21 protein-coding genes are annotated in these 19832 nt (G+C 68.9%); 12 read left to right on the forward strand and 9 right to left on the reverse strand.

The window, feature by feature from the left end:
• Positions 1-3 precede the first annotated feature (3 nt).
• Positions 4-486, reverse strand: coding sequence for a hypothetical protein (locus AB0M15_RS13755; protein ID WP_363817451.1), 483 nt, complete (start codon positions 484-486; stop codon positions 4-6).
• The gene (locus AB0M15_RS13760) at positions 483-1031 is read right to left on the reverse strand and encodes a sigma-70 family RNA polymerase sigma factor (protein WP_363817454.1); all 549 of its coding nucleotides are present in this window, start codon (positions 1029-1031) and stop codon (positions 483-485) included. The genes AB0M15_RS13755 and AB0M15_RS13760 overlap by 4 nt, the downstream gene beginning before the upstream one ends.
• A gap of 332 nt (positions 1032-1363) precedes the next feature.
• Between AB0M15_RS13760 and AB0M15_RS13765 the strand changes: the two genes are divergently transcribed.
• Both AB0M15_RS13765 and AB0M15_RS13770 read left to right on the forward strand, forming a co-directional pair.
• The gene (locus AB0M15_RS13765; protein ID WP_363817457.1) at positions 1364-1900 is read left to right on the forward strand and encodes an isochorismatase family protein; all 537 of its coding nucleotides are present in this window, start codon (positions 1364-1366) and stop codon (positions 1898-1900) included.
• Between the two features lie 64 nt (positions 1901-1964).
• The gene (locus AB0M15_RS13770; RefSeq protein WP_363817460.1) at positions 1965-2399 is read left to right on the forward strand and encodes a hypothetical protein; all 435 of its coding nucleotides are present in this window, start codon (positions 1965-1967) and stop codon (positions 2397-2399) included.
• A gap of 116 nt (positions 2400-2515) precedes the next feature.
• On the opposite strand, the gene AB0M15_RS13775 is transcribed toward AB0M15_RS13770, so the two are convergent.
• Complete coding sequence (locus AB0M15_RS13775) at positions 2516-4309, reverse strand: AMP-dependent synthetase/ligase (RefSeq protein ID WP_363817463.1); 1794 nt, start codon at positions 4307-4309, stop codon at positions 2516-2518.
• A gap of 105 nt (positions 4310-4414) precedes the next feature.
• Between AB0M15_RS13775 and AB0M15_RS13780 the strand changes: the two genes are divergently transcribed.
• The 6 genes from AB0M15_RS13780 (at position 4415) to AB0M15_RS13805 (ending at position 10140) form a co-directional block, all read left to right on the forward strand.
• Positions 4415-5320: an SRPBCC family protein gene (locus AB0M15_RS13780; RefSeq protein WP_363817466.1), complete on the forward strand. Its 906-nt coding sequence runs from the start codon at positions 4415-4417 to the stop codon at positions 5318-5320.
• A 4-nt stretch (positions 5321-5324) separates the two neighbouring features.
• A complete protein-coding gene (locus AB0M15_RS13785) occupies positions 5325-6659 on the forward strand; it encodes an ArsA family ATPase (RefSeq protein ID WP_363817469.1) in 1335 nt (444 codons plus the stop codon).
• Positions 6656-7156: a hypothetical protein gene (locus tag AB0M15_RS13790; RefSeq protein ID WP_363817472.1), complete on the forward strand. Its 501-nt coding sequence runs from the start codon at positions 6656-6658 to the stop codon at positions 7154-7156. The genes AB0M15_RS13785 and AB0M15_RS13790 overlap by 4 nt, the downstream gene beginning before the upstream one ends.
• Entirely contained in the window at positions 7147-8118 is a 972-nt protein-coding gene (locus AB0M15_RS13795; protein ID WP_363817475.1) for an ROK family glucokinase, read from the forward strand. The genes AB0M15_RS13790 and AB0M15_RS13795 overlap by 10 nt, the downstream gene beginning before the upstream one ends.
• An 82-nt stretch (positions 8119-8200) precedes the next feature.
• Positions 8201-9346 (forward strand): ROK family glucokinase, encoded by a 1146-nt coding sequence (locus tag AB0M15_RS13800; RefSeq protein WP_343968710.1) that lies wholly within the window; start codon positions 8201-8203, stop codon positions 9344-9346.
• Positions 9343-10140 carry an endonuclease/exonuclease/phosphatase family protein gene (locus AB0M15_RS13805; protein ID WP_363817479.1) on the forward strand — a complete coding sequence of 266 codons (798 nt, stop codon included), beginning with the start codon at positions 9343-9345 and terminating at the stop codon, positions 10138-10140. The genes AB0M15_RS13800 and AB0M15_RS13805 overlap by 4 nt, the downstream gene beginning before the upstream one ends.
• Positions 10141-10300: 160 nt before the next feature.
• Here the strand turns inward: AB0M15_RS13805 and AB0M15_RS13810 are convergent, their stop codons facing one another.
• The 5 genes from AB0M15_RS13810 to AB0M15_RS13830 are packed head-to-tail and all read right to left on the reverse strand — an operon-like array spanning position 10301 to position 14619.
• Positions 10301-11050 carry an enoyl-CoA hydratase-related protein gene (locus tag AB0M15_RS13810; RefSeq protein ID WP_363817482.1) on the reverse strand — a complete coding sequence of 250 codons (750 nt, stop codon included), beginning with the start codon at positions 11048-11050 and terminating at the stop codon, positions 10301-10303.
• A gap of 18 nt (positions 11051-11068) precedes the next feature.
• Entirely contained in the window at positions 11069-11455 is a 387-nt protein-coding gene (locus AB0M15_RS13815; RefSeq protein ID WP_363817485.1) for a VOC family protein, read from the reverse strand.
• A 34-nt stretch (positions 11456-11489) separates the two neighbouring features.
• Positions 11490-12749 carry a TIGR00300 family protein gene (locus AB0M15_RS13820; protein WP_363817488.1) on the reverse strand — a complete coding sequence of 420 codons (1260 nt, stop codon included), beginning with the start codon at positions 12747-12749 and terminating at the stop codon, positions 11490-11492.
• Between the two features lie 36 nt (positions 12750-12785).
• Complete coding sequence (locus tag AB0M15_RS13825; protein WP_363817491.1) at positions 12786-13862, reverse strand: hypothetical protein; 1077 nt, start codon at positions 13860-13862, stop codon at positions 12786-12788.
• Positions 13855-14619 carry an alpha/beta fold hydrolase gene (locus AB0M15_RS13830; RefSeq protein WP_363817494.1) on the reverse strand — a complete coding sequence of 255 codons (765 nt, stop codon included), beginning with the start codon at positions 14617-14619 and terminating at the stop codon, positions 13855-13857. Before AB0M15_RS13830 ends, AB0M15_RS13825 begins: the two co-directional genes overlap by 8 nt.
• A gap of 197 nt (positions 14620-14816) precedes the next feature.
• Here AB0M15_RS13830 and AB0M15_RS13835 point away from each other — a divergent pair, with 197 nt between their 5' ends.
• A complete protein-coding gene (locus AB0M15_RS13835; protein WP_363817497.1) occupies positions 14817-15605 on the forward strand; it encodes a lysophospholipid acyltransferase family protein in 789 nt (262 codons plus the stop codon).
• Positions 15606-15615: 10 nt separating this feature from the next.
• Positions 15616-16008, forward strand: a complete 393-nt coding sequence (locus AB0M15_RS13840; RefSeq protein WP_363817500.1) for a DUF2237 domain-containing protein — start codon at positions 15616-15618, stop codon at positions 16006-16008.
• Here AB0M15_RS13840 and AB0M15_RS13845 read toward each other — a convergent pair.
• Positions 16001-17161 (reverse strand): type IV toxin-antitoxin system AbiEi family antitoxin domain-containing protein, encoded by a 1161-nt coding sequence (locus AB0M15_RS13845; RefSeq protein WP_363817503.1) that lies wholly within the window; start codon positions 17159-17161, stop codon positions 16001-16003. The two genes, AB0M15_RS13840 and AB0M15_RS13845, sit on opposite strands and share 8 nt — an antisense overlap.
• Before the next feature lie 223 nt (positions 17162-17384).
• On the opposite strand from AB0M15_RS13845, the gene AB0M15_RS13850 reads away from it, so the two are divergent.
• Together AB0M15_RS13850 and AB0M15_RS13855 are read left to right on the forward strand one after the other, a co-directional pair.
• Positions 17385-18758 carry a class II 3-deoxy-7-phosphoheptulonate synthase gene (locus AB0M15_RS13850; protein ID WP_363817506.1) on the forward strand — a complete coding sequence of 458 codons (1374 nt, stop codon included), beginning with the start codon at positions 17385-17387 and terminating at the stop codon, positions 18756-18758.
• Positions 18755-19777, forward strand: coding sequence for a GntG family PLP-dependent aldolase (locus AB0M15_RS13855; RefSeq protein ID WP_363817510.1), 1023 nt, complete (start codon positions 18755-18757; stop codon positions 19775-19777). Before AB0M15_RS13850 ends, AB0M15_RS13855 begins: the two co-directional genes overlap by 4 nt.
• The last annotated feature ends 55 nt before the right edge of the window (positions 19778-19832 follow it).

A 19832-nucleotide genomic window follows, 5' to 3' on the forward strand; every position in this document is an offset into this window, starting at 1 on the left:
GCGTCAAACCATCACCCAGGCGGTCGCGACCGAAGCGCCCGTCGCCGACCGGCAGCGCACCCGCATCGGCCCGCCGGACAGCCCATCCACCAGGAAGCGCCCCAGCTCGTCGGTAGGCAGCGCGACCCGGCGGCTGTCGCCGTACTCGAGTGAGCAGTCCACCGGCGCAGTACCGATCACCTGACCGATCAGCGTCAGCTCGTCGCCATCCTGTACGACCTCCAGCTCGACCTGAAGCTCGCCGCTGTCGAAGGAGAGCAGCCGATCCTGCCCGGCGTCCGCAGCTCCTCGCCGGACCAGCTCGAACTCCAGCTCCGGCTCGGTCGCCGAGGAGTCGGCCACCAATTCGGCCAGCTCGCTGTCCAGATCCCGAGTGCTGATCGCCGCCCGGGCAGCGGCCGCGACATGCTCCGGTACGGCGTCCAGCTCGCCGGCCAGCCGGCTGAGCTGGGCCATCAGTTCGTCGTCATCGTCGAACATGTTCATGGCATGGCCAGCTTTCGAAGGTTGGCCAGGCAGCGCTGGCGGGACGGCCCAATGCTGCCGACCGGCATGTCGAGGGAGGCGGCGACCTCGGCGTACGGAGGTGGCGGATCCGCCATCAGCACCCGCAGCAGAGCCTGGCAGCGCGGCTTCAGCAACCGGAACGCTCGCCACAGGGCCGAGTCCTGCTCCGTCTTCAACAGACCGGCGTCGAGTGGAGCGGCGTCGTCGTCCGGCAGGCTGTCCCAGTCGGAATCGGTCGGCGTCGGCACCCGCCGGCGGAGGATCGCGAGGCACTCCCGGCGTACGGTCGTCGCCAGCCAGCTGCCCAGGTGTTCCGGATCGCGCACGGTGTCCAGGCGCTCGACCAGCCGCAGCCAGGTCGTCTGGACGGCGTCGGCGGCGTCGTCGCTGCCGAGGCGCATACTGCGGGCCACCGACCACAAGAGGTTGGTGTACCGCGCCGTCAGGGCGTTCCAGGCCGCTTGGTCAGTCGCCTGTGCTCGCTTGACGAGCTCGGCAGTGCTGACATCTCGCAGCAGATCCATCGAGTTGACTCCGGTTCTGTCGGCGGCCCCGCCAACCGCTCAGTCATTCTCGCGGTTGGGACGGACTCCGTCCACGGTCGGTCTGTTCTGCCGGAGAGGAGGCGGCCGGCGACCCAGAGATACCAAAGCCGCCGAAAATATCCGGGAATCGAACGTATCAAGCGCGCATCTGGGTCCTCTTGTAGATCAAGCCGGTGATCAGAAACGCGACCGGCGCAGTGCCTTGGAGGGGGGAGGCGCGACTCGCGGTGGCATCAGGGGGCCACCGCAACCCTGCGGTGGCGTTGGAGGGTGCGCCACCGCGGGGCACGAGTCGTGCCTAGGATCGCGCCATGCAACCAGTCCAGGCGCTGCTCATCATCGACGTCCAGCTAGGCAGCCTCGCAGTGGTACCCGAGTCAGCCCGACTGCTCGAGCGGGTGGGCGAGTTGCTGGCGAAGGCGCGGGCGGCCGGCGTGCTGATCGTCCACGTGCAGAACGACGGGGTCCAGGCGACCGCGGATGCGCCGGGAACGCCGGGCTGGGAACTCCACTTCGGGGTCGAGGCCGGTGAGCCGGTCGTCCGCAAGCTGCAGGACGACTCCTTTGCCGGTACTCCGCTTGCTGAGCTTCTGGCGGCTCACGAAGTACAGGCGGTGGCGGTCTGTGGGCTGATGTCGGAGATGTGCGTCAGCGCCACCGCCCGTACTGCGCTCGCCCGCGGCCTGCGCGTCGTCCTGCCGCACGATGCCCACAGCACCACCGGCATCCCAGCCACGGCCGCCGCGCCGGCGATCTCCGCCGAGACCGTCTCGCGGGTGGCCGATTGGGCGCTCGGCGATGAGCTGGAAGCCGTCGAACACGCCAGCGAAGTGTCCTTCAGCAGGTAACGCGGGCCTGGGCTTGCCGATGTAGCAGGTAGGCCCTCCGCCGAGTACTTGCCCAGGAGGAGTCATGCCCGCAGAGGATCGGGAAGCACTGCAGCAGTTCGTCAGGCAGCTGGACGAGTTCCTGCGGCTGGCGATCGGGCCGGACGGATTGTTGCCGCCCGAGCAGAGTCAGGAGCTGCAGGCGGCGTACGAGGAGCTGGCCGATCGCGACGCCTTCGCCGAGCTGCGCGAGGTGGTCGGCGACGCGGCCTACGACGAACGCATGTTCCGCTGCGGCCTGACCGGCGCCAACCTCCGCGTGAAGCTGTCCGGCTGGGACCGCTCGCTGGGCCGGCCCTTCAACGCCGTCGGCCGCGGTCCCCGCCGGTTCCTCAGCGCCTTCAAGTGGGCCAACACGATCCTCGGCAGCATCCTCGCCGCCACCGGCGTCGGCGAGGCCGTCAAGGAACTCAAGGAAGCCGCCGAAAACACCTACGACGACCTCACCACCGACAACTGACCGACCCGCCGCCCCCAAACAGCGACCTTGAACATGAAATGGCGACCTTGAACATGAAATAACGTGTTCAAGGTCGCCTCTAGGTGTTCAAGGTCGCGTCGGACCGAGGGTGCTGCCTACTTGGTGTAGAGGGCTTCGACGTCGGCTTCGTGCTTTTTCATGACGATGTGGCGGCGGAGCGAGAGCTTCAGGGAGAGCTCGCCGTTCTCCTGGGTCCAGTCCTCGGTGAGGATGCTGAACTTCTTGATGCCCTCGGCCTTGGAGACGGCGTTGTTGGCGTCGTCGATCGCGGTCTGGATCTCGGCAATCAGGTCCTTGTCGTCCACCAGGACCGACATGTCGTTGGGCTTGCCGTGCTTCTCGGCCCAGGCCGGGATGGTCTCCGGGTCGATCGTGACGAGGGCGGCGATGAACGGCTTGCCGTCGCCGACGACCATGCACTGGCTGACCAGCGGGTGCAGGCGGATCCGGTCCTCCAGGACCGCGGGGGCCACGTTCTTGCCGCCCGCCGTCACCAGGATCTCCTTCTTCCGCCCGGTGATCTTGATGAACCCGTCGGCGTCGAACTCACCCAGGTCGCCGGTGTGGAACCACCCATCGGCGTCGATCGCCGCAGCGGTCGCCTCGTCGTTCTTCCAGTAGCCGAGCATCACCTGCCCGCCCTTGAAGAGCAGCTCACCGTCGTCGGCCACCCCGACCGTCACGCCCGGCAGCGGCTTGCCGACCGTCCCGATCCGGATGTCGTCCGGCAGGTTCACGGCCAGCGCGGCGGTCGTCTCGGTCAGCCCGTAGCCCTCCAGGACCGGTACGCCGATGCCACGGAAGAAATGTCCGAGCCGGTTGCCCAACGGCGCCCCACCCGACACGGCGTACTCGACCTGGCCGCCGAGCACTGCCCGCAGCTTGCCGTAGACGAGCTTGTCGTACAGCGTGTGCTTGGCCTTCAGCCCGAAGCCCGCGCCACCCTTGTCCTGGGCCTCCGAGTACGCGATCGCGGTCTCGGCGGCGGCGTCGAAGATCTTGCCCCGGCCGGCCGAGTGCGCGGTCTGCGACGCGGTGTTGAACACCTTCTCGAACACCCGCGGCACGCTGAGGATGAAGGTCGGCTGGAACGAGCCGAGGTCCGGCACCAGGTTCTTCACGTCGGCGGTGTGCGCGACCTTGACCCGCATCAGCACGCAGCCGACCTGGATGATCCGGGCGAACACGTGCGCCAGCGGCAGGAACAGCAGGGTGGACGCGCCGTCCAGCTTGAACAGGTCGGGCAGCACCTTCGTCGCGGTGCCGAGCTCGTCCATGAAGTTGGCGTGGCTGATCTTGCAGCCCTTCGGCCGCCCGGTCGTGCCGGAGGTGTAGATCAACGTCGCCAGATCACCGGGGACGACCGCCGTACGCCGCTTGTCCAGCTCCGCGTCGCTGACCTGCTGGCCGAGGGCCGTGAGCTGGTCGACCGCGCCCGACTCGATCTGCCAGACCTCTTGCAAGGCCGGCGCCTCGGCCCGCGCGGACTCGACGACGACACCGTGCGCCGGGGTCTCGACGACTGCCACGACCGCTTCGGAGTCGGTCAGGATCCACTGGATCTGGGACGCGGACGAGGTCTCGTAGATCGGCACGGTCGCCGCGCCGATGCTCCAGATCGCGTAGTCGATCAGGGTCCACTCGTACCGCGTGGCACTGAGCAGCGCGACCCGGTCGCCGTGCTTGACCCCGGCCGCGATCAGGCCCTTCGCCACCGCACCCACCTGCTGCGCGAACTCGGCGGCGGTGATGTCCAGCCAGCCGCCACCCTCGACCCGTCGACTGAACACCGCGGTGTCAGGATGGGACGACGCGTTCGCCCAGACGGGATCGCTCAAGCTGCCGGTGGCCGGCGGCTCGATGACAGCAGGGGTGGTGAACTCACGCATTCGCGTCTCCTCAGACGGTTACGAATGGACAACTCAATCGCACGCTACCGTCAACCTACCCACAAGTAGTCAGATCTGTGACTCACTGGACACCAGGATTCAGGCATGCCGGCGCTAGACATAAGTTGCGACGATCTCCTCGTCGCCGAACCAGCCTACGTTGCCCAGCGGCTCGGCGCGGACACCCTGTGGAAACAGTGGTGGCCGGGCCTGATCCTGACTCCGTCCGAGCGGCGCGGCCTGGAGGGTGTGCGCTGGGCGGTGACCGGCGAGGGCATCGGTACGGCGGAGTGGTGGCTGGAGCCGGTGCGAGACGGAGTGATCGTCCACTGGTACCTCCGGATCGACCCGGTCATGGCGGTCGGCGACCGCCGGCTGAGCAGGCTGCGGGAGCGGTACGTCGCGCAGTACCGGGCGAACATCTGGCGGCTCAAGGACGAACTCGAGCAAGGCCGCGCCGCGGGTGAGGGCAGGGCGCAGTCCGAACCCGCGATAGTCTCATCGCTGGACCCCGGGGGCGCGCGAGCGACCTCCGATCAGTCCTGGCAGAACCCGTCCCGGCAGCGAAGAGGTGAATCGATGGCAGAGCAGACCACCTCGACCATCGTCGTGAACGCGACCCCGAAGGCGATCATGGCGGTGATCGCGGACTTCGAGGCGTACCCGGAGTGGGCCGACTCGATGCGGGAGACGCAGGTGCTGTCCACGGACGAGGCCGGCCGGCCCAAACAGGTCCGGTTCAAGGTGGATGCCGGGGCGATCTCGGACGAGTACACGCTGGACTACGTCTGGTCCCGCAACGAGGTCACCTGGACGCTGGTCCAGGCCAAGATGGTGAAGGGCATGGACGGCTCGTACGTCCTGCGCGACCTGGGCGACCAGGGCACCGAGGTGACGTACCGGCTCGCCGTCGACGTGGCGATCCCGATGATCGGCCTGCTCAAGCGCAAGGCCGAGAAGGTCATCATCGACACAGCCCTGAAGGGGCTCAAGAAGCGCGTCGAGTCCTGATCCAGTGACTCGGGTACTGCTTTACACGGGTAAAGGCGGCGTCGGGAAAACGACGTCGGCCGCTGGGACCGCCACGCTCGCCGCGTTGCGCGGGTTACGCACGCTGGTGCTGTCGACGGACGCCGCGCACTCGTTGTCGGATGCGTTCGACAGTGAGGTGGGCGGGGAGCCGACCGAGATCGACAACCTGCTGTTCGTCCAGCAGATCGACGCGCAGCGCCGGTTCGAGCGGTCCTGGGGTGACATCCAGGCGTACCTGCGCTCGGTGCTGAACGTGATCGGGGTCGACCCGATCGAGGCCGAGGAGCTGACCGTGCTGCCGGGCGCCGAGGAGGTGCTCGCGCTGCTCGAGGTGCGCGACCACGTCCGGTCCGGCCGCTGGGACGTGATCGTCGTCGACTGCGCGCCGACCGCCGAGACGCTCCGGCTGCTCGCGCTGCCGGACGCCCTGACCTGGTACCTGGGCCGCATCTTCAACGCCGAGCGCAAGGTCGTCCGCGCCTTCCGGCCCTGGCTCGGCAAGGCTTCCGGGCTGCCGATGCCCGACGACACCGTCTTCGACGCCCTCCGCCGCCTGCAGGGCGATCTGGCCGACATCCGCACCTTGCTGACCGGTCCCGACGCTTCAGTGCGGCTGGTACTGACGCCAGAAGCCGTTGTCGTCGCCGAGGCCCGGCGGTCGCTCACAACCCTGTCCCTGTTCGGCTATCGCGTCGACGGTGTCATCGCGAACCGGGTCTTCCCGGCGGCCGGCGCCGACAACTGGCGACGCCAATGGGTCGCTGCTCAGCGCGGGATCCTCGACGATGTCGCCGACTCGTTTCGCCCGCTGCCGATCTGGGAGTCGCCGTACCGTGCGTGCGAGCCGGTCGGGGTCGAGGAGCTCGCGGCGTTCGCGGTCGAGATGTACGGGAAGGACGACCCGTTCACCCGGGCGACCGACGAGACCTCGCTGTGGGTGGATCGGCACATCGACACCGACGGGCGGACGTACACGCTGACCATGCCGCTGCCGCTCGCCTCGGCCAGCGATCTGGAGTTGGCGCGGCATGGGGACGAGCTGATCATCACTGTCGGCTCGTACCGACGTGTGCTGCCGTTGCCGGCCGCGCTGGCCCGTGGAGTTGTCGCGGGCGCGAGGCTGGACGATGGGCGGCTGCAGGTACGCTTCGCACCGCGTGAGCCGTTGCCGCGGGCTGTCGATCGGCCACCCGCGAACGGGTCGCTGGACTCCGTCGGATCGCTGGAGTCCGTCGAGGCGCTGGCTAAGGAGATTCGCGAGCAGATGAGCCAGCAGTTCGACAACGAGCCGACGGCGATCTCGGAGGGCACCAGATGAGCAAGGAGCCCGTCGGCTCGGTCGCCGAAGAGGCAGCCAAGCTGTTCGCCGTACTGCAACAGGCCGCCCGGCACGACAGCCCATCCCGAGCCCCCGAGCCGGAAGCGGGCTTCGCGCCCGCGGATCCCGTAGCGCCGGGTCGCGGCGCGGCGTCGGAGGGGCCGGCCTCGGAGCGTCCAGCGTCGGAGGGGGCCGGGGCGGCGGGGAGCCATGAGCATGGCGCTGCCCGTGGGGCAGCGGAGTGCCAGTGGTGTCCGCTCTGCCAGCTGATTTCGAAGGTGCGGACCACCAGCCCGGAGACGATCGAGCAGCTGTCGACGGCGGCGGCCGGGGTGCTCGGATCGGTACGGTCGCTGCTGGAAGCTGCCGCGGACGCCGCGCGGCAGGCCCGGGAGGACGCAGAGTCGCGGACCGCCAAGGCGCAGGAACCTGAACGGCCCGCCCGGTCCCGCGTGGACCGGATCGACGTGAGTGAGGACCCCGAACCATGGGATTGACCATCGGCATCGACGTCGGCGGCACCAAGATCGCCGCGGGCGTCGTCGACGAGCACGGCGCGATCGTCGCGCGGACCCATCGCGACACCCCGGCCGACTCGGTCGACGCGACCGCGGCGGCGATCATCGACGCGGCCGCCGAGCTGATCAAGGACCACCAGGTCGAGGCGGTCGGGATCGGCGCTGCCGGGTTCGTCTCCTCGGATCGTTCGACCGTGCTCTTCGCGCCGAACCTCGCCTGGCGGGACGAACCGCTCGGTGCACGGGTGGCTGACGCGCTCAAGGTTGCGGTGGTGGTCGAGAACGACGCCAACGCGGCCGCCTGGGGCGAGTTCGCGTTCGGTGCGGCGAAGGATGTCGAGCACATGGTCTGCGTGACCGTCGGTACCGGGATCGGTGGCGGCGTGGTGATCGATGGTGAGCTGCTGCGCGGCGCTCACGGAGTCGCGGCCGAGCTCGGGCACATGCGCGTCGTACCGGGCGGGCATCGGTGTGGGTGTGGAGCTCGTGGATGCTGGGAGCAGTACGCGTCGGGGCGGGCGCTGGTCCGCGAAGGGCGTGCGCAGGCCGAGTCCGGTTCGCTGACGGCGGCGCAGATGCTGAGCGTGTGCGGCATCACCGACCCGGCGGCATTGACCGGTCCGATGATCACCGAGGCGGCGGCTACCGGCGATCCGTGTGCCGTGGAACTGCTGGATGATCTCGGGCGCTGGCTGGGCGAGGGGCTGGCGAGTATCGCCACGCTGTTCGACCCGAGCACGATCGTGATCGGCGGCGGCGTGAGCGCGGCCAAGGAGCTGATCGTCACCTCGGCCCGGACGGCCTTCGAGAAGAACCTCCCGGCCAAGGCGAACCGCCCCCACCCCGCCTTCGGCCTCGCCGAACTGGGCAACGACGCCGGCCTGATCGGCGCCGCCGACCTGGCCCGCAAACCAGCCCCTACGCCGGAGAAGCCGCGTTGAGCAGGCTCGGCTCCGGGGCCGGAGTGAGACCGCTAGGTAGGCTTGCAAGGGACTCCGGGGGATTCGCAAGGAGGCTTGTGCGATGGCTCTGACGCAGGCGTTGACGATCGGGATCGACATCGGTGGCACCAAGGTGGCCGCCGGAGTGGTTGATCCTGAAGGCAATATCCTGGACCGGTTGCGCCGGGACACGCCCACCAAGGACCCGCGCGAGACCGAGGACGCGATCGCCGAGATCGTGCACGACCTGGAGTCGCGGCACGACGTGATCGCGGTCGGGATCGGCGCGGCCGGCTTCGTCGACGGGACGCGTTCGTCCGTACTGTTCGCCCCGCACCTGGCCTGGCGGCACGAGCCGCTGCGCGACGCCGTCGAGCGCCGCCTCGGGCTGCCCGTGGTGGTCGAGAACGACGCGAACGCGGCCGCCTGGTCGGAGTGGCGGTTCGGCGGCGGCCAGGGGGAGAGCCATCTGGTCTGCGTGACGCTCGGTACCGGTATCGGCGGCGCGATCCTCAACGACGGTGCTCTGCAGCGCGGCAAGTTCGGTATCGCCGGCGAGTTCGGGCACATGCAGGTCGTACCGGGCGGGCATCGCTGCGAGTGCGGCAACCGTGGCTGCTGGGAGCAGTACGCCTCGGGCAACGCGCTGACCCGTGAGGCTCGTGAGTTGGCGCTGTCCGGTTCGCCGGTGGCACACAACTTGCTGCGGGCGGCCGACGGCGACCCGCGCAAGATCAACGGTCCGATGGTCACGGCGCTCGCCAAGGACGGCGACCCGGTCGCGGTCGAGTTGCTGGAGGATGTCGGCCGCTGGCTCGGCATCGGCCTGGCCAACCTGGCCGCGGCGCTCGACCCCGGCACGTTCGTGATCGGTGGTGGTGTGTCGGATGCGGGGGAGTTGCTGCTCGCTCCGGCGCGTGAGGCGTTCAAGCGGACGCTGACCGGGCGTGGGTTCCGGCCCGAGGCGCGGATCGTACGGGCGGTGCTTGGCCCTGAGGCCGGCATGGTCGGTGCGGCCGATCTGGCTCGCGAAGAGGCGACCTGGCTGCGTCGGGTGCGGGTCAAGACGACCGCGGTGACGGCCAAGACGGCCGCCGCGCGCGGTGCCCGGTCGACCCGGCTCGAGCGGGCCGCGCGCAAGTCGGTTGGCCGGCGTACGGGCATGCGAACGGCTGAGCCGATCAAAGAACCGGCGCCCGCCGAGCTGAACGGCGACACCGAGGCATGACGGACGGCCCCGAGCCGGTTGCCGCGAGCAATGAACGCGCGGCCAGCCCGGAGCCGGTTGCCGCCAGCAATGAGGGCGCGGCCGGCTCGTCGATGCGGGTGCTCTCGTACAACGTGCACCGCTGGGGCGACGATCGGGAAGCACTGGCGCGCGTCGTACAGGCCTGCGCGCCGAACGTCATGCTCGTCCAGGAAGCGCCCACCTGGTGGGGCACCCGCCGCAAGCGCGAGGCGATGGCGGCGAGCTTCGGGCTCCGCTACATCGCAGCCTCGGCACGCAATGCGATCTTGGTTGCCGACGGCATCGACCTCGCGGATCCCTTGCACTGGAGGGTTTGGCGGCCGTTCGTCCGCCGCCGCTTCCGCTTCATCGCGACCCAGCTCCCCGGCGGCTCGGTCGGCGGCCGGACCACGCTCGGCGGGGTCGATCTGGCCCTGGTGGTCTGCCACCTCGGCCTGCACATCCGCGGTCGCCAGCGCGAACTGGAGCAGGTACTCCGCGGTTGCAAGTCCTTCAACCTCCCGTACCTCCTGGTCGGCGACCTCAACGAAGAACCTGGTGGCCCGGTCTGGGACCGCCTCGCCGCCGAGGGGCTGACGGATCTGGGCGTCAACGCCGGCAACACCTTCCACTCGGACAACCCGGTCAAGCGCATCGACGGCGCGCACCTCTCCCCAGGACTGTCCGGCCGGGTCATCCCCTTGGACAGCATCGAAGGCGTCACTCGCGCCGACCTCGCCGCCGGCTCCGACCACCTCCCGATGCTGGTCGAACTGACACCTCCGCTGGGCTGAAAGGCTGGCAACCAGCCACACGTTGCCGGCGGCAACGTGTGGACGCCCACGCATACTCAACCCACCAGGCAAACGCTTACCCCGGCCTGTGGGGCCGACGTGCAGAGGTTGTGCATGCATGGAGGTCCGGCCGCCAGGGGCCGACTGCCTCCGGGGTGGGCTAGCTCTTCTTGCGGTTCAGGAAGGCCAGCATGGCTTCCTGGGCTGCGGGGGAGCCGAAGAGGGAAGCCGAGAGCTCGGCGAGGTCGGTGCCGCGGGCATCGATGTCGGCGAGGAGGGCGCGGTTGAGGAGCTTCTTGGACTCGCGCAGGCCTTGGGGGGCGCCCTTCAGGAGGGACTTGAGGGTTTCGGCGAGGGTGTAGTCGACCTCCGCGTCGGGGACCGACTGGGTGACCAGGCCGAGGTTGGCTGCCTCGACGCCGTCGAAGCTGTTGCCGGTGAGGAAGGTGAGGGAGGCGGCACGGTCCGTCAGGCGGGGGATCACCGTCAGGGAGATGGTCGCGGCGGCCAGGCCTAGGCGGACCTCCGTGAGAGCGAAGGTCGCGCTGTGGCCGGCGATGCTGATGTCGGAGGCGGCGACGATGCCGATTCCGCCGGCCCGTACCGGCCCGGCGACGCGGGTGACGATCGGCTTCGAGTTGGCGACGATCGCGCGCTGGACGTCGACCATCCGCTGCGCTCCGACCTTCATCCCGACCGACGTCGCCTCGGACAGATCCGCCCCGGAGCAGAACACGTCCAGCGCCGACCGGATCACGATCACCCGGACAGCGTCGTCCCCGTCAGCGGCTTCCAGATGAGCCAGGAGTTCGCTGGTCAACTGCTGGGAGAGTGCGTTCTTGTTGTGTGGCGAGTCCAGCGTGATCGTCGCGACGCCGTCGACGACCGCCAGGTGCACGAGTTCCGTCATGGCACCCATCCTGCCTGCTCAGCCGAGATAGAGGCAGAACGGGTGACCATCTGGGTCGAGCATCACACGGACGTTGTCCTGCGGCTGGAACTCCGGCAACTCCGCACCACACGCGACGGCATGCGCGACCGCCTCGTCGAGCGAGTCCACCTCGAGGTCGAGGTGGAGCTGCATCTGGGGCTTGCCCCGCTCAGCCGGCCAGACCGGGCGTTCGTACAGGTCCTCGCGCTGGAAGGCCAGGTTGTAGCCGGCCTCCTCCGACGGCGCCAGGCTGACGAAGTCGGAGTCATCGTCCGAGGGAAACAGGGTCCACCCGAGCAGACGCTGGTAGAAGTCGGCCAGCGCCTTGGGATCGGGGGAGTTGAGTACTACACCGAACCAGTGAGCCTTCGTTCTGAGTGCCATGGATCCACCATGGCACTCAGCACCGACAGAACGACTACTTGGCGTCGGCGTACGCCGGCGAAAGCTCGCGGGCGAGGTGCTCGATGAACAGGCCGACGTCGGTGACGATGCCACGGGCCTGCGCCGAGCCGCGGTCGGCGAGCTTGGTGACGGTGGCCGGGTTGATGTCCACGCAGGTGAGCGGGACGGACGCCGGCAAGATGTTGCCGGTGGCAACCGAGTGCAGCATGGTCGCGGCCATCAGGCAGTAGCCGACGCCCTCGAGTTCGGCGCGCATCGCCCGCTGGCCGGCCAGTACGTCGGTGTAGACGTCCGGCAGCGGGCCGTCGTCGCGGACCGAGCCGACCAGGACGAACTTGTTGCCCTTCTTGACCAGCGCGTGCATCACGCCCGAGGTCAGTACGCCGGTCTCGACGGCCGCGGCGATCGAGCCGGCCTTGCGGATCGTGTTGATCGCCCGGATGTGGTGCTCGTGCCCGTGCTCGACCCCGCGACCTCGGGCCAGGTCGACGCCGAGCGACGTACCGTACAAGGACGACTCGATGTCGTGCGTGGCGAGCGCGTTGCCGGCGAACATGACGTCGACGAAACCCGCCTCGACGATCGCGACCATGGCCGGCGCGGCACCGGTGTGGACGATGCCCGGGCCGCCGACCCAGAGCACCTTCAGCCCGGCCGCCTTCGCCTCGCGCATGCCCTCGGCCACCTGCTTGACCAGCACGCCCTGCGGCTTCTCGCTGGACACGTCCGACTCCATGAAGCCGAACGACTCCTCGGCGTGCGCGACGATCGGCGGAGTGACCTTGACGCCCTGGGCGCTGGAGATGATCCGCATCCCGGCCTTCACCTCGGACATCGGGATGGTCCGGACGTCCTCACCGTCGACCAGCAGTCCGCAGTCCATCTCCGGGTTGCGGACCGAGACCCAGTGGCCGTTGAGGCGCACGCTGGTCGGTAGGTTGGTGGTCGAGTAGAAGCCGTCCGGGAAGACGCCGTCCTGGAGTACTTCGGAGATCTCCGGCGTACCGGGGTTGACCAGGTTCGCGCCCTTGGTCTGGATCCGCATCAGCAGCCGCTGGAGCGCTTCCTCGTCCTCGGCGCCGACGGTCATCCGGACGGTGGACGGGTCGTCCTTGTCGTAGCCGAGGTCGAACTTGTCCAGCGTGTACTCACCGCCGTACCCGCGGATGTCGTCGAGGACCCGGGACAGCAGCCCGGTATCCATCAGGTGGCCGGTGATCTCGACCGTCTCGGTGACCTGCACGGGTGCCTCCCCTTTTTGGTCCCAGCTCATCTCGTCGGATTGTCCGACGATCTGCAGCCTAAACGGCTAGACGACCGCTCCATCGTCCGGGGTGTCCTCTGGTGGCAGCCGGTCCTTCATCCGGATCACCAGGGTGAGGAATCCGCCGATGAATCCGACCACCGCCAGCGTGGTGATCCGCCCTGTGCCGAAGTCGAGCAACGCGGCCAGGATCAACAGCACCGGCCCGCCGATCAGCCCGAGCCAGGCGGCCCTGCTGATCCAGTCCAGCTTCGGCCCCTTCGGCGGCTCCGGCGGCACGAAATGATCGTGATGATCCTCGGCCCGCCTGGCCGGCGGCTCCTCCGGCGGATCCTCGTCGGTATCCCCGACGATCAACCCGGCCGGTACGTCGATGAGCGGCTCGTACGACCCCTCCTCGACATCCTCACTCACCGGCCACCGCGGCACCGGCGTCGCATCATGCCCCTCCGCCGACGGCAAGTTGAACTGCTCCACCAAAGACGCCCACTCAGCATCCTCAGTACTCCGGGCAATAACCCCCCGAGCCTTGACCTCAGCCGCCGCATCAACAAAAATCTCGTCGAACCCGACGGGAATCCGCACCGGCACATCCGCCGCGTCCACCTTCGCGGCGCCGTCGGCGCCGCTCGGCTTGGCTGACGAAGCAGGCTCGGCCGAGCTGTCGGTGGTGGCAGAAGTCGCCGGCCCGCCCGCCGCCTCGGCGAGGTCCGCCTTCGCAGCGCCGTCGGCGCCGCTCGGCTGGGTGGAGGAGGAAGCGCCGGGGGAGCCCTCGCCTGCGGGGTCCGCCTGCGCGGCGCCTTCGGCGCCGCTCGGCTGGGTAGGGGAGGAGGCGTCGCCTGCGCCTGCGCCTGCGCTTGCGGTGTGCGAGGGCGTTCCGGTCGTGGTCTCGCCTGCGCCGTCGGTGGATTCAGCGGCGGTTGTGCCGACCGTGGACTCGCCGGTGGTCGTGCCGACCGTGGACTCGCCGGTGGTCGTGCCGACGGCTGCGGTCTCGCCGGGCTTGCCGGCGTATGCGGCGATGCCTGCCTCGGCTAGGGCGGTGAGGACTGGTTCGGCTATTTGGGGGTCTATGCCGCCCATCGACGTGTAGGTCGACGCGGTCAGGCCGTTGTCACGCATCGGCGGTTACCCGGTGGATGAAGGTGGTGGAGTCGGCGAAGATGCGGGGAGCGTCGTTGTCCAGAGTGGCCACGTGGTAGCTGTCCTCGAGCAGGGTTTCGGTCACGTCGCGGGACGAGATCGAAGCCAGGATCGCCCGGCCCGAGCTCGGTTCCACGACATGATCGACAGTACTGCGGAAAAGCAGCACCGGCTGGGTGACTTTGGCCAGATCTGCCCGGGTGATCGTCCACAGCTGTGACAGCGAGTAGAGCGCGCGTAGCGGCATCCGGGAGTAGGCGCCCTCGTCGACGCCGGGCTTCTTGATGTCGTTCGAGATGCCGGGGAACGATGGCACGAGCCGCTGCAGCACCGGGAGCAGTACGAGCCGCTTGTCGTCGGTCTGCACGGACGGGTTGACGAGGATCACACCCGAGATGTCCGCCCCGTGCTGCTCGGCGAGCCGTAGTACCAGGCAGCCGCCCATCGACAGCCCGGCCACGAACACCTGGTCGTGCTCCTTGCGCAGCCGCTCCAGCTCGTTGTCCAGGACGGCGTACCAGTCTTGCCAGCGGGTGTTGTTCATCTCCTGCCAGGTCGTCCCGTGCCCGGGCAGCCGCGGTACGGCAACGCCGTAGCCCTCGGCCGCCAGATGCTCGGCGAACGGCCGCAGCGACCGCGGCGAGCCGGTGAAGCCGTGGCTCAGCAGCACCCCGGTCGCGGCGTTCGCACCGGATCCTGGGCTGCGGAACTCTTCCGCATGAGCTTGCACTGCCACGGGTACTCCTCGACGGGTCGGATGGATCCAACAGATGCCAATGGTCGCAGCCACAGGGCCACCCGCCCACCCCGGCATGAGTGTCGTGATCGACATCGCACCCAGTCTGCAACCACGGGACAACACAGAGTGCAACCCGCCTATTCCTGGCGGCCACGTTGCTTGTAGAGGATGGTGGAACGTAGGCTCTCGGCCGAGTGACGGAGGTGAAGGCGTTGCTGTACCTGTTCCTCAGGCGGTTTTTCGTCGGACCGATTGCGAAGCTCCTCTTCCGTCCCAGGGTCGAGGGGCTGGAGAACATTCCCTCGACCGGGCCGGCCCTGCTGGTGAGCAACCACCTTGCGTTCACCGATTCGGTGTTCCTGCCGGTCGCGGTGCCGCGCCAGATCATCTTCCCGGCCAAGTCGGAGTACTTCACCGCGCCCGGGCTGAAGGGCCGCTTGATGGCGACCTTCTTCCGCTCGATCGGCCAGATCCCGATCGACCGCTCCGGCGGGCGCGCCTCGCTGGCGGCGCTCAACACCGGGCTGGAGATCCTCGCCAAGGGTGAACTCTTCGGCATCTACCCGGAGGGCACCCGCTCGCCCGACGGCCGGCTGTACAAGGGCAAGACCGGCGTGGCCCGGATGGCGATCGTGGCCGGCGTACCGGTCATCCCGGTGGCGATGATCGACACCGAGAAGCTCAACCCGCCCGGTTCGGTCTGGCCGAAGTTCCTGATCCGCGAGCCCGGCCGCCGGCTGCCCAGGCTGATCCGTCCCGGTGTGTCGATCGGCAAACCGCTCGACTTCTCCCGGTACGAGGGGATGGAGCGCGACCGCTTCGTGCTGCGCTCGGTCACCGACGAGATCATGTACGCCCTGATGGAGCTGTCCGGCCAGGAGTACGTCGACATGTACGCCGAGAAGGCCAAGGAGCTCATCAAGGCCGGCGAGTCGGTCGACGACCACATCAAGCCCCGCCTCGGCGACACCAAGGCGTCCTGACCCGGCCTCGATGGAGAGCGAACTCAACGTCCTGGGCGAGGCGCTCGAGGAGTGCGGCACCGACCCGATCACCGGGTTCTTCCGTGATGGCTGCTGCAGCACCGGCCCCGAGGACCTCGGCAGCCACACCGTCTGCGCCGTGATGACGACCGAGTTCCTGACTCATCAGGCCGGCGTCGGCAACGACCTGTCGACCCCGCGGCCGGAGTTCAACTTCGCCGGGTTGCGCCCCGGTGACCGTTGGTGCGTGGTGGCGGCCCGCTGGCTCCAGGCGTACCACGCCGGCGCGGCGGCTCCCGTAGTACTGGCCTCCACCCACGCCCGCTCCCTCGACACGATCCCGCTGAGCGTCCTGCGGGAGCACGCGGTCGATGTTCCGCCGGATCTCAGCTCGCTCAGCTAGCCGGGAAGGGTTGACGCCTGGGGTGGGGAGGATATTGCCCCCGAATAGGGGTATTTGCCTCCCCGGATCCGGACAGGATCCCCCCAAGTGCGCAGGTGGGGGAGCAGGGATGAGGCGCGCCGGTCCAGCCGCGGTGCTGCAGGGCGGTCACCACTTGAGCCGCGGTTTCGCAGGGGTGGCTGACCAATTGGTACCCGAATCGCAAGGTGAGCTTCCCGCTCGTCGCAGCAGCGTTGTCCCTGCTCATGTCACGCCAGCGGGACAGCGCGTCGGAGTGGCCAAGCCGGCCGTCGAGTTCGACGATCACGTCGTACGGCGAATACTCGACGTCGCGATAGACAACTCGCTTCGACGGCTTGTCGCGGGCAGCGGTCCTGGGTCCGGCCGTGGTGGAGTCGTTGGCAGCGGCTGAGCCGGCAGTTGCGACGGCCCGGACCTGACGGTCGGCAACCGGCAGGCCGTGAGCGCGCTCGACCCGGAGCAGATAGCAGTGTTCGAGGAACGACTGCACACCGTCCGCCGCGTCGAGCAAGATCTGCTGGATGACCTCTCGACCGCGCAGCTGGCCTAGCGTCGCCAGCTCGGCCAGCAGTCGTTGTGGGGTCGTCCGGCGCTGGCGACAGGCGTCCAGGAGCATTGCTGCTTGCCGTGCGGCCGCTCGTTCCCGGCTCGCGGTCGTCAGCAGGGCGACCTCCACTCGTACGGTCGGTGGCCTACGGGTTGGATGCAATCGCGAGTCGAGCTCACGCCAGCGGGTTACGACTATCCCCGCTCGGCGATCGAGGCGACGCGCGTGGGGTACGACCAGGTGAATCGGGTCGGCGTCATCCCAGTCGCCTTCCAACCCGTAGTACCGGAGCGCGGTCTTGCCGGTCAGGGCAGCATCCGGCCCGCAGGCGAGCCAGGCAGCCCACATCCTGGTTTCCCACGGCAACGGACCGGTGAAGTCGACGTACACGCCATGATGCACCCGCTGCAGTTGCCGCACCCGGCACCTCCGTTGGAGCACCTTGTCGGTGATCCCGTACTCCAACGCCTGAGCCCGGCTGAAGGCCCCCTTCTGCCGCTGCCGCAACTCCACGAACAACCGAACCGACTCGTCACCCCTACCCATCAACGCTGCCGGCGCTTGCCCCTCCTGATCGTTCTCCACACAGACAAGATGCCCTCGACCTCCACCGCCGCCGCCTCCCTCTTCGCACCCTGTGGACGGGGAGGGTTTCGGCCGATGCCGGGGCGGATCTTGCCCCCGGAGCGGGGTATTTGCCTCCCCAAGTGCGTCAGGGGCGGGGAGGGGGCGAGGGGCGGGGAGGGGCGGTGGGTGGAGGGGTGAGACGGGCGGGCGTCGGCCAGGGTGCCTGGAATAGGCTGGGGGCATGCAATTTGCGACGTTGAGTGCGGGGGAAGTGCCTGGGGTTCCGACTCTCGAGGAGCTGCGGGCGCTGAAGCCCTTGCAGCAGCCCGAGTGGCCGAACCAGAGCGCGCTGGAAGACGTCATCAGGCAGCTCAGGACGTTGCCGCCGCTGGTGTTTGCCGGTGAGTGCGATGACCTGACCACGAAGATCGGCGCCGTCGCGCGCGGTGAGGCGTTCCTGCTGCAGGGCGGTGACTGCGCCGAGACGTTCGACGGGGTGACCGCCGAGAACATCCGGGCCAAGCTCCGGGTGCTGCTGCAGATGTCCGTCGTGCTGCAGTACGCCGCGAGCGTGCCGGTCGTGAAGGTCGGGCGGATCGCGGGGCAGTACGCCAAGCCGCGCAGCTCCGGCGACGAGACCCGCAACGGCGTGACGCTGCCGTCGTACCGGGGTGACGCGGTCAACGGGCTGGAGTTCACCGAGAAGTCGCGGATCCCGGACCCGGAGCGCCTCCGTGGCGTCTACAACGCGGCCGCCGCGACGCTGAACCTGACCCGCGCGTTCACCACCGGTGGGTACGCCGACCTGCACCAGGTACACGCCTGGAACACCGACTTCGTGAAATCCTCGCCGGTCGGCCAGCGCTACGAGCAGCTGGCCGGTGAGATCGAGCGGGCGCTCGCCTTCATGCGGGCCTGCGGGGCGACCGCCGACGAGTTCAAGACGGTCGACTTCTACGCGTCGCACGAGGCGCTCATCCTCGAGTACGAACACGCCCTGACCCGGATCGACTCGCGCACCGAGCTGCCGTACGACGTGTCCGGGCACCTGCTGTGGGTGGGGGAGCGGACCCGGCAGCTGGACGGCGCGCATGTGGAGTTCCTGTCGACGCTGAGCAACCCGCTCGGCGTGAAGATCGGGCCGACCACCACCCCGGAGTACATCCGCGCCTTGATCGACAAGCTGAACCCGAAGGGCATCGAGGGCCGGCTGACCTTCATCACCCGCATGGGCGCGGGCAAGATCCGCGACGGGTTGCCGCCGCTGCTGGAGGCGGTCCGTGACCACGGCTCGCCGATCGCGTGGGTCTGCGACCCGATGCACGGCAACACCTACGAGACGCCGAACGGCTACAAGACCCGCAACTTCGACGACGTGATCGACGAGGTCCAGGGCTTCTTCGACGCGCACGAGCAGGTCGGCACCTGGCCGGGTGGCATGCACATCGAGCTCACCGGCGACGACGTCACCGAGTGCCTCGGCGGCGGCGAGGAGCTGGTCGCGGAGGACCTCGTCAACCGCTACGAGACCGCCTGCGACCCGCGCCTCAACCGCCACCAGTCGCTCGAGCTCGCCTTCCTGGTCGCCGAGCGCCTGCGAGGCGCACGCGGATGATCGATCTGCGGTCAGACACCGTCACCAAGCCGTCCGCGGGGATGCTGGCGGCGATGACGAGTGCTCCGCTCGGCGACGACGTGTACGGCGAGGACCCCACGGTCACCGAACTCGAGGAAACGGTCGCGGACCTGCTCAGCCATGAGGCCGGGCTGTTCACGGTGACCGGGTCGCTGGCCAACATCCTCGGCGTCCGCGCGCTCGTCCCACCCGGCTCCGAAATACTCTGCGAGTCGAGCGCCCACATCGCCCGCGCCGAACTGGGCGCCCACGCGGCGATCAGCGGCGTCACGACCCGCACCTGGAGCGCACCGGCCGGCCAGATCGACCTGGAGAAGATCCGCGCCCTGATCGCCCCCGACCTCGGCCCGTACTTCGTCCAGACGGCCGCCGTCTCGGTCGAGAACACCCACAACTTCGGCGGCGGTGCCATCCAGCGCTCGTACGACGCCCTGGCCGACGAGCTCGACTCGATCGGCATGCCCCTCCACCTCGACGGCGCCCGGCTCTGGAACGCGTCGGTCGCCTCAGGCATCTCGATGGAGTCCTACGCCTCCCGAGCGGCCACCGCCAGCGTCTGCCTCTCCAAAGGTCTCGGCGCCCCCGTCGGCTCCGTCCTGGTCGGCTCGACCGAGCTCATCGAGGAAGCACGAGTCTGGCGCAAACGCCTGGGCGCAGGCTGGCGCCAAGCCGGCGTACTGGCCGGTGCCGGCCTCTATGCCATCCGCAACAACGTCGAGCGCCTGGCCGAAGACCACGCGAACGCCCGCCAGATCGCCGAGACCCTCGCCGACGCGGCCCCCGGCTCAGTCAAGCCCGACCAGGTAGACACCAACATCGTCGTAGCCGACCTCGCCGCCACCAGCAAGACGGTCGCGGAGGTCGTCGTGGGAGCGAAGGCGGAGGGCGTCCTGGTCGGCGGAGTGGGCGCCACCCAACTCCGCCTGGTCACGCATCTGGATGCATCGGCCACGGACTGCCGCCGGGCAGCCGAGGTGGTCGCAAGTCTCTTGCACTGATAGGAGTTCGCAAGCTTCCGGTACCACCTACCGGGTGCTGATGGTTGCTGGTCGG

Source organism: Kribbella sp. NPDC051718 (assembly GCF_040681515.1).
GTDB lineage: Bacteria > Actinomycetota > Actinomycetes > Propionibacteriales > Kribbellaceae > Kribbella.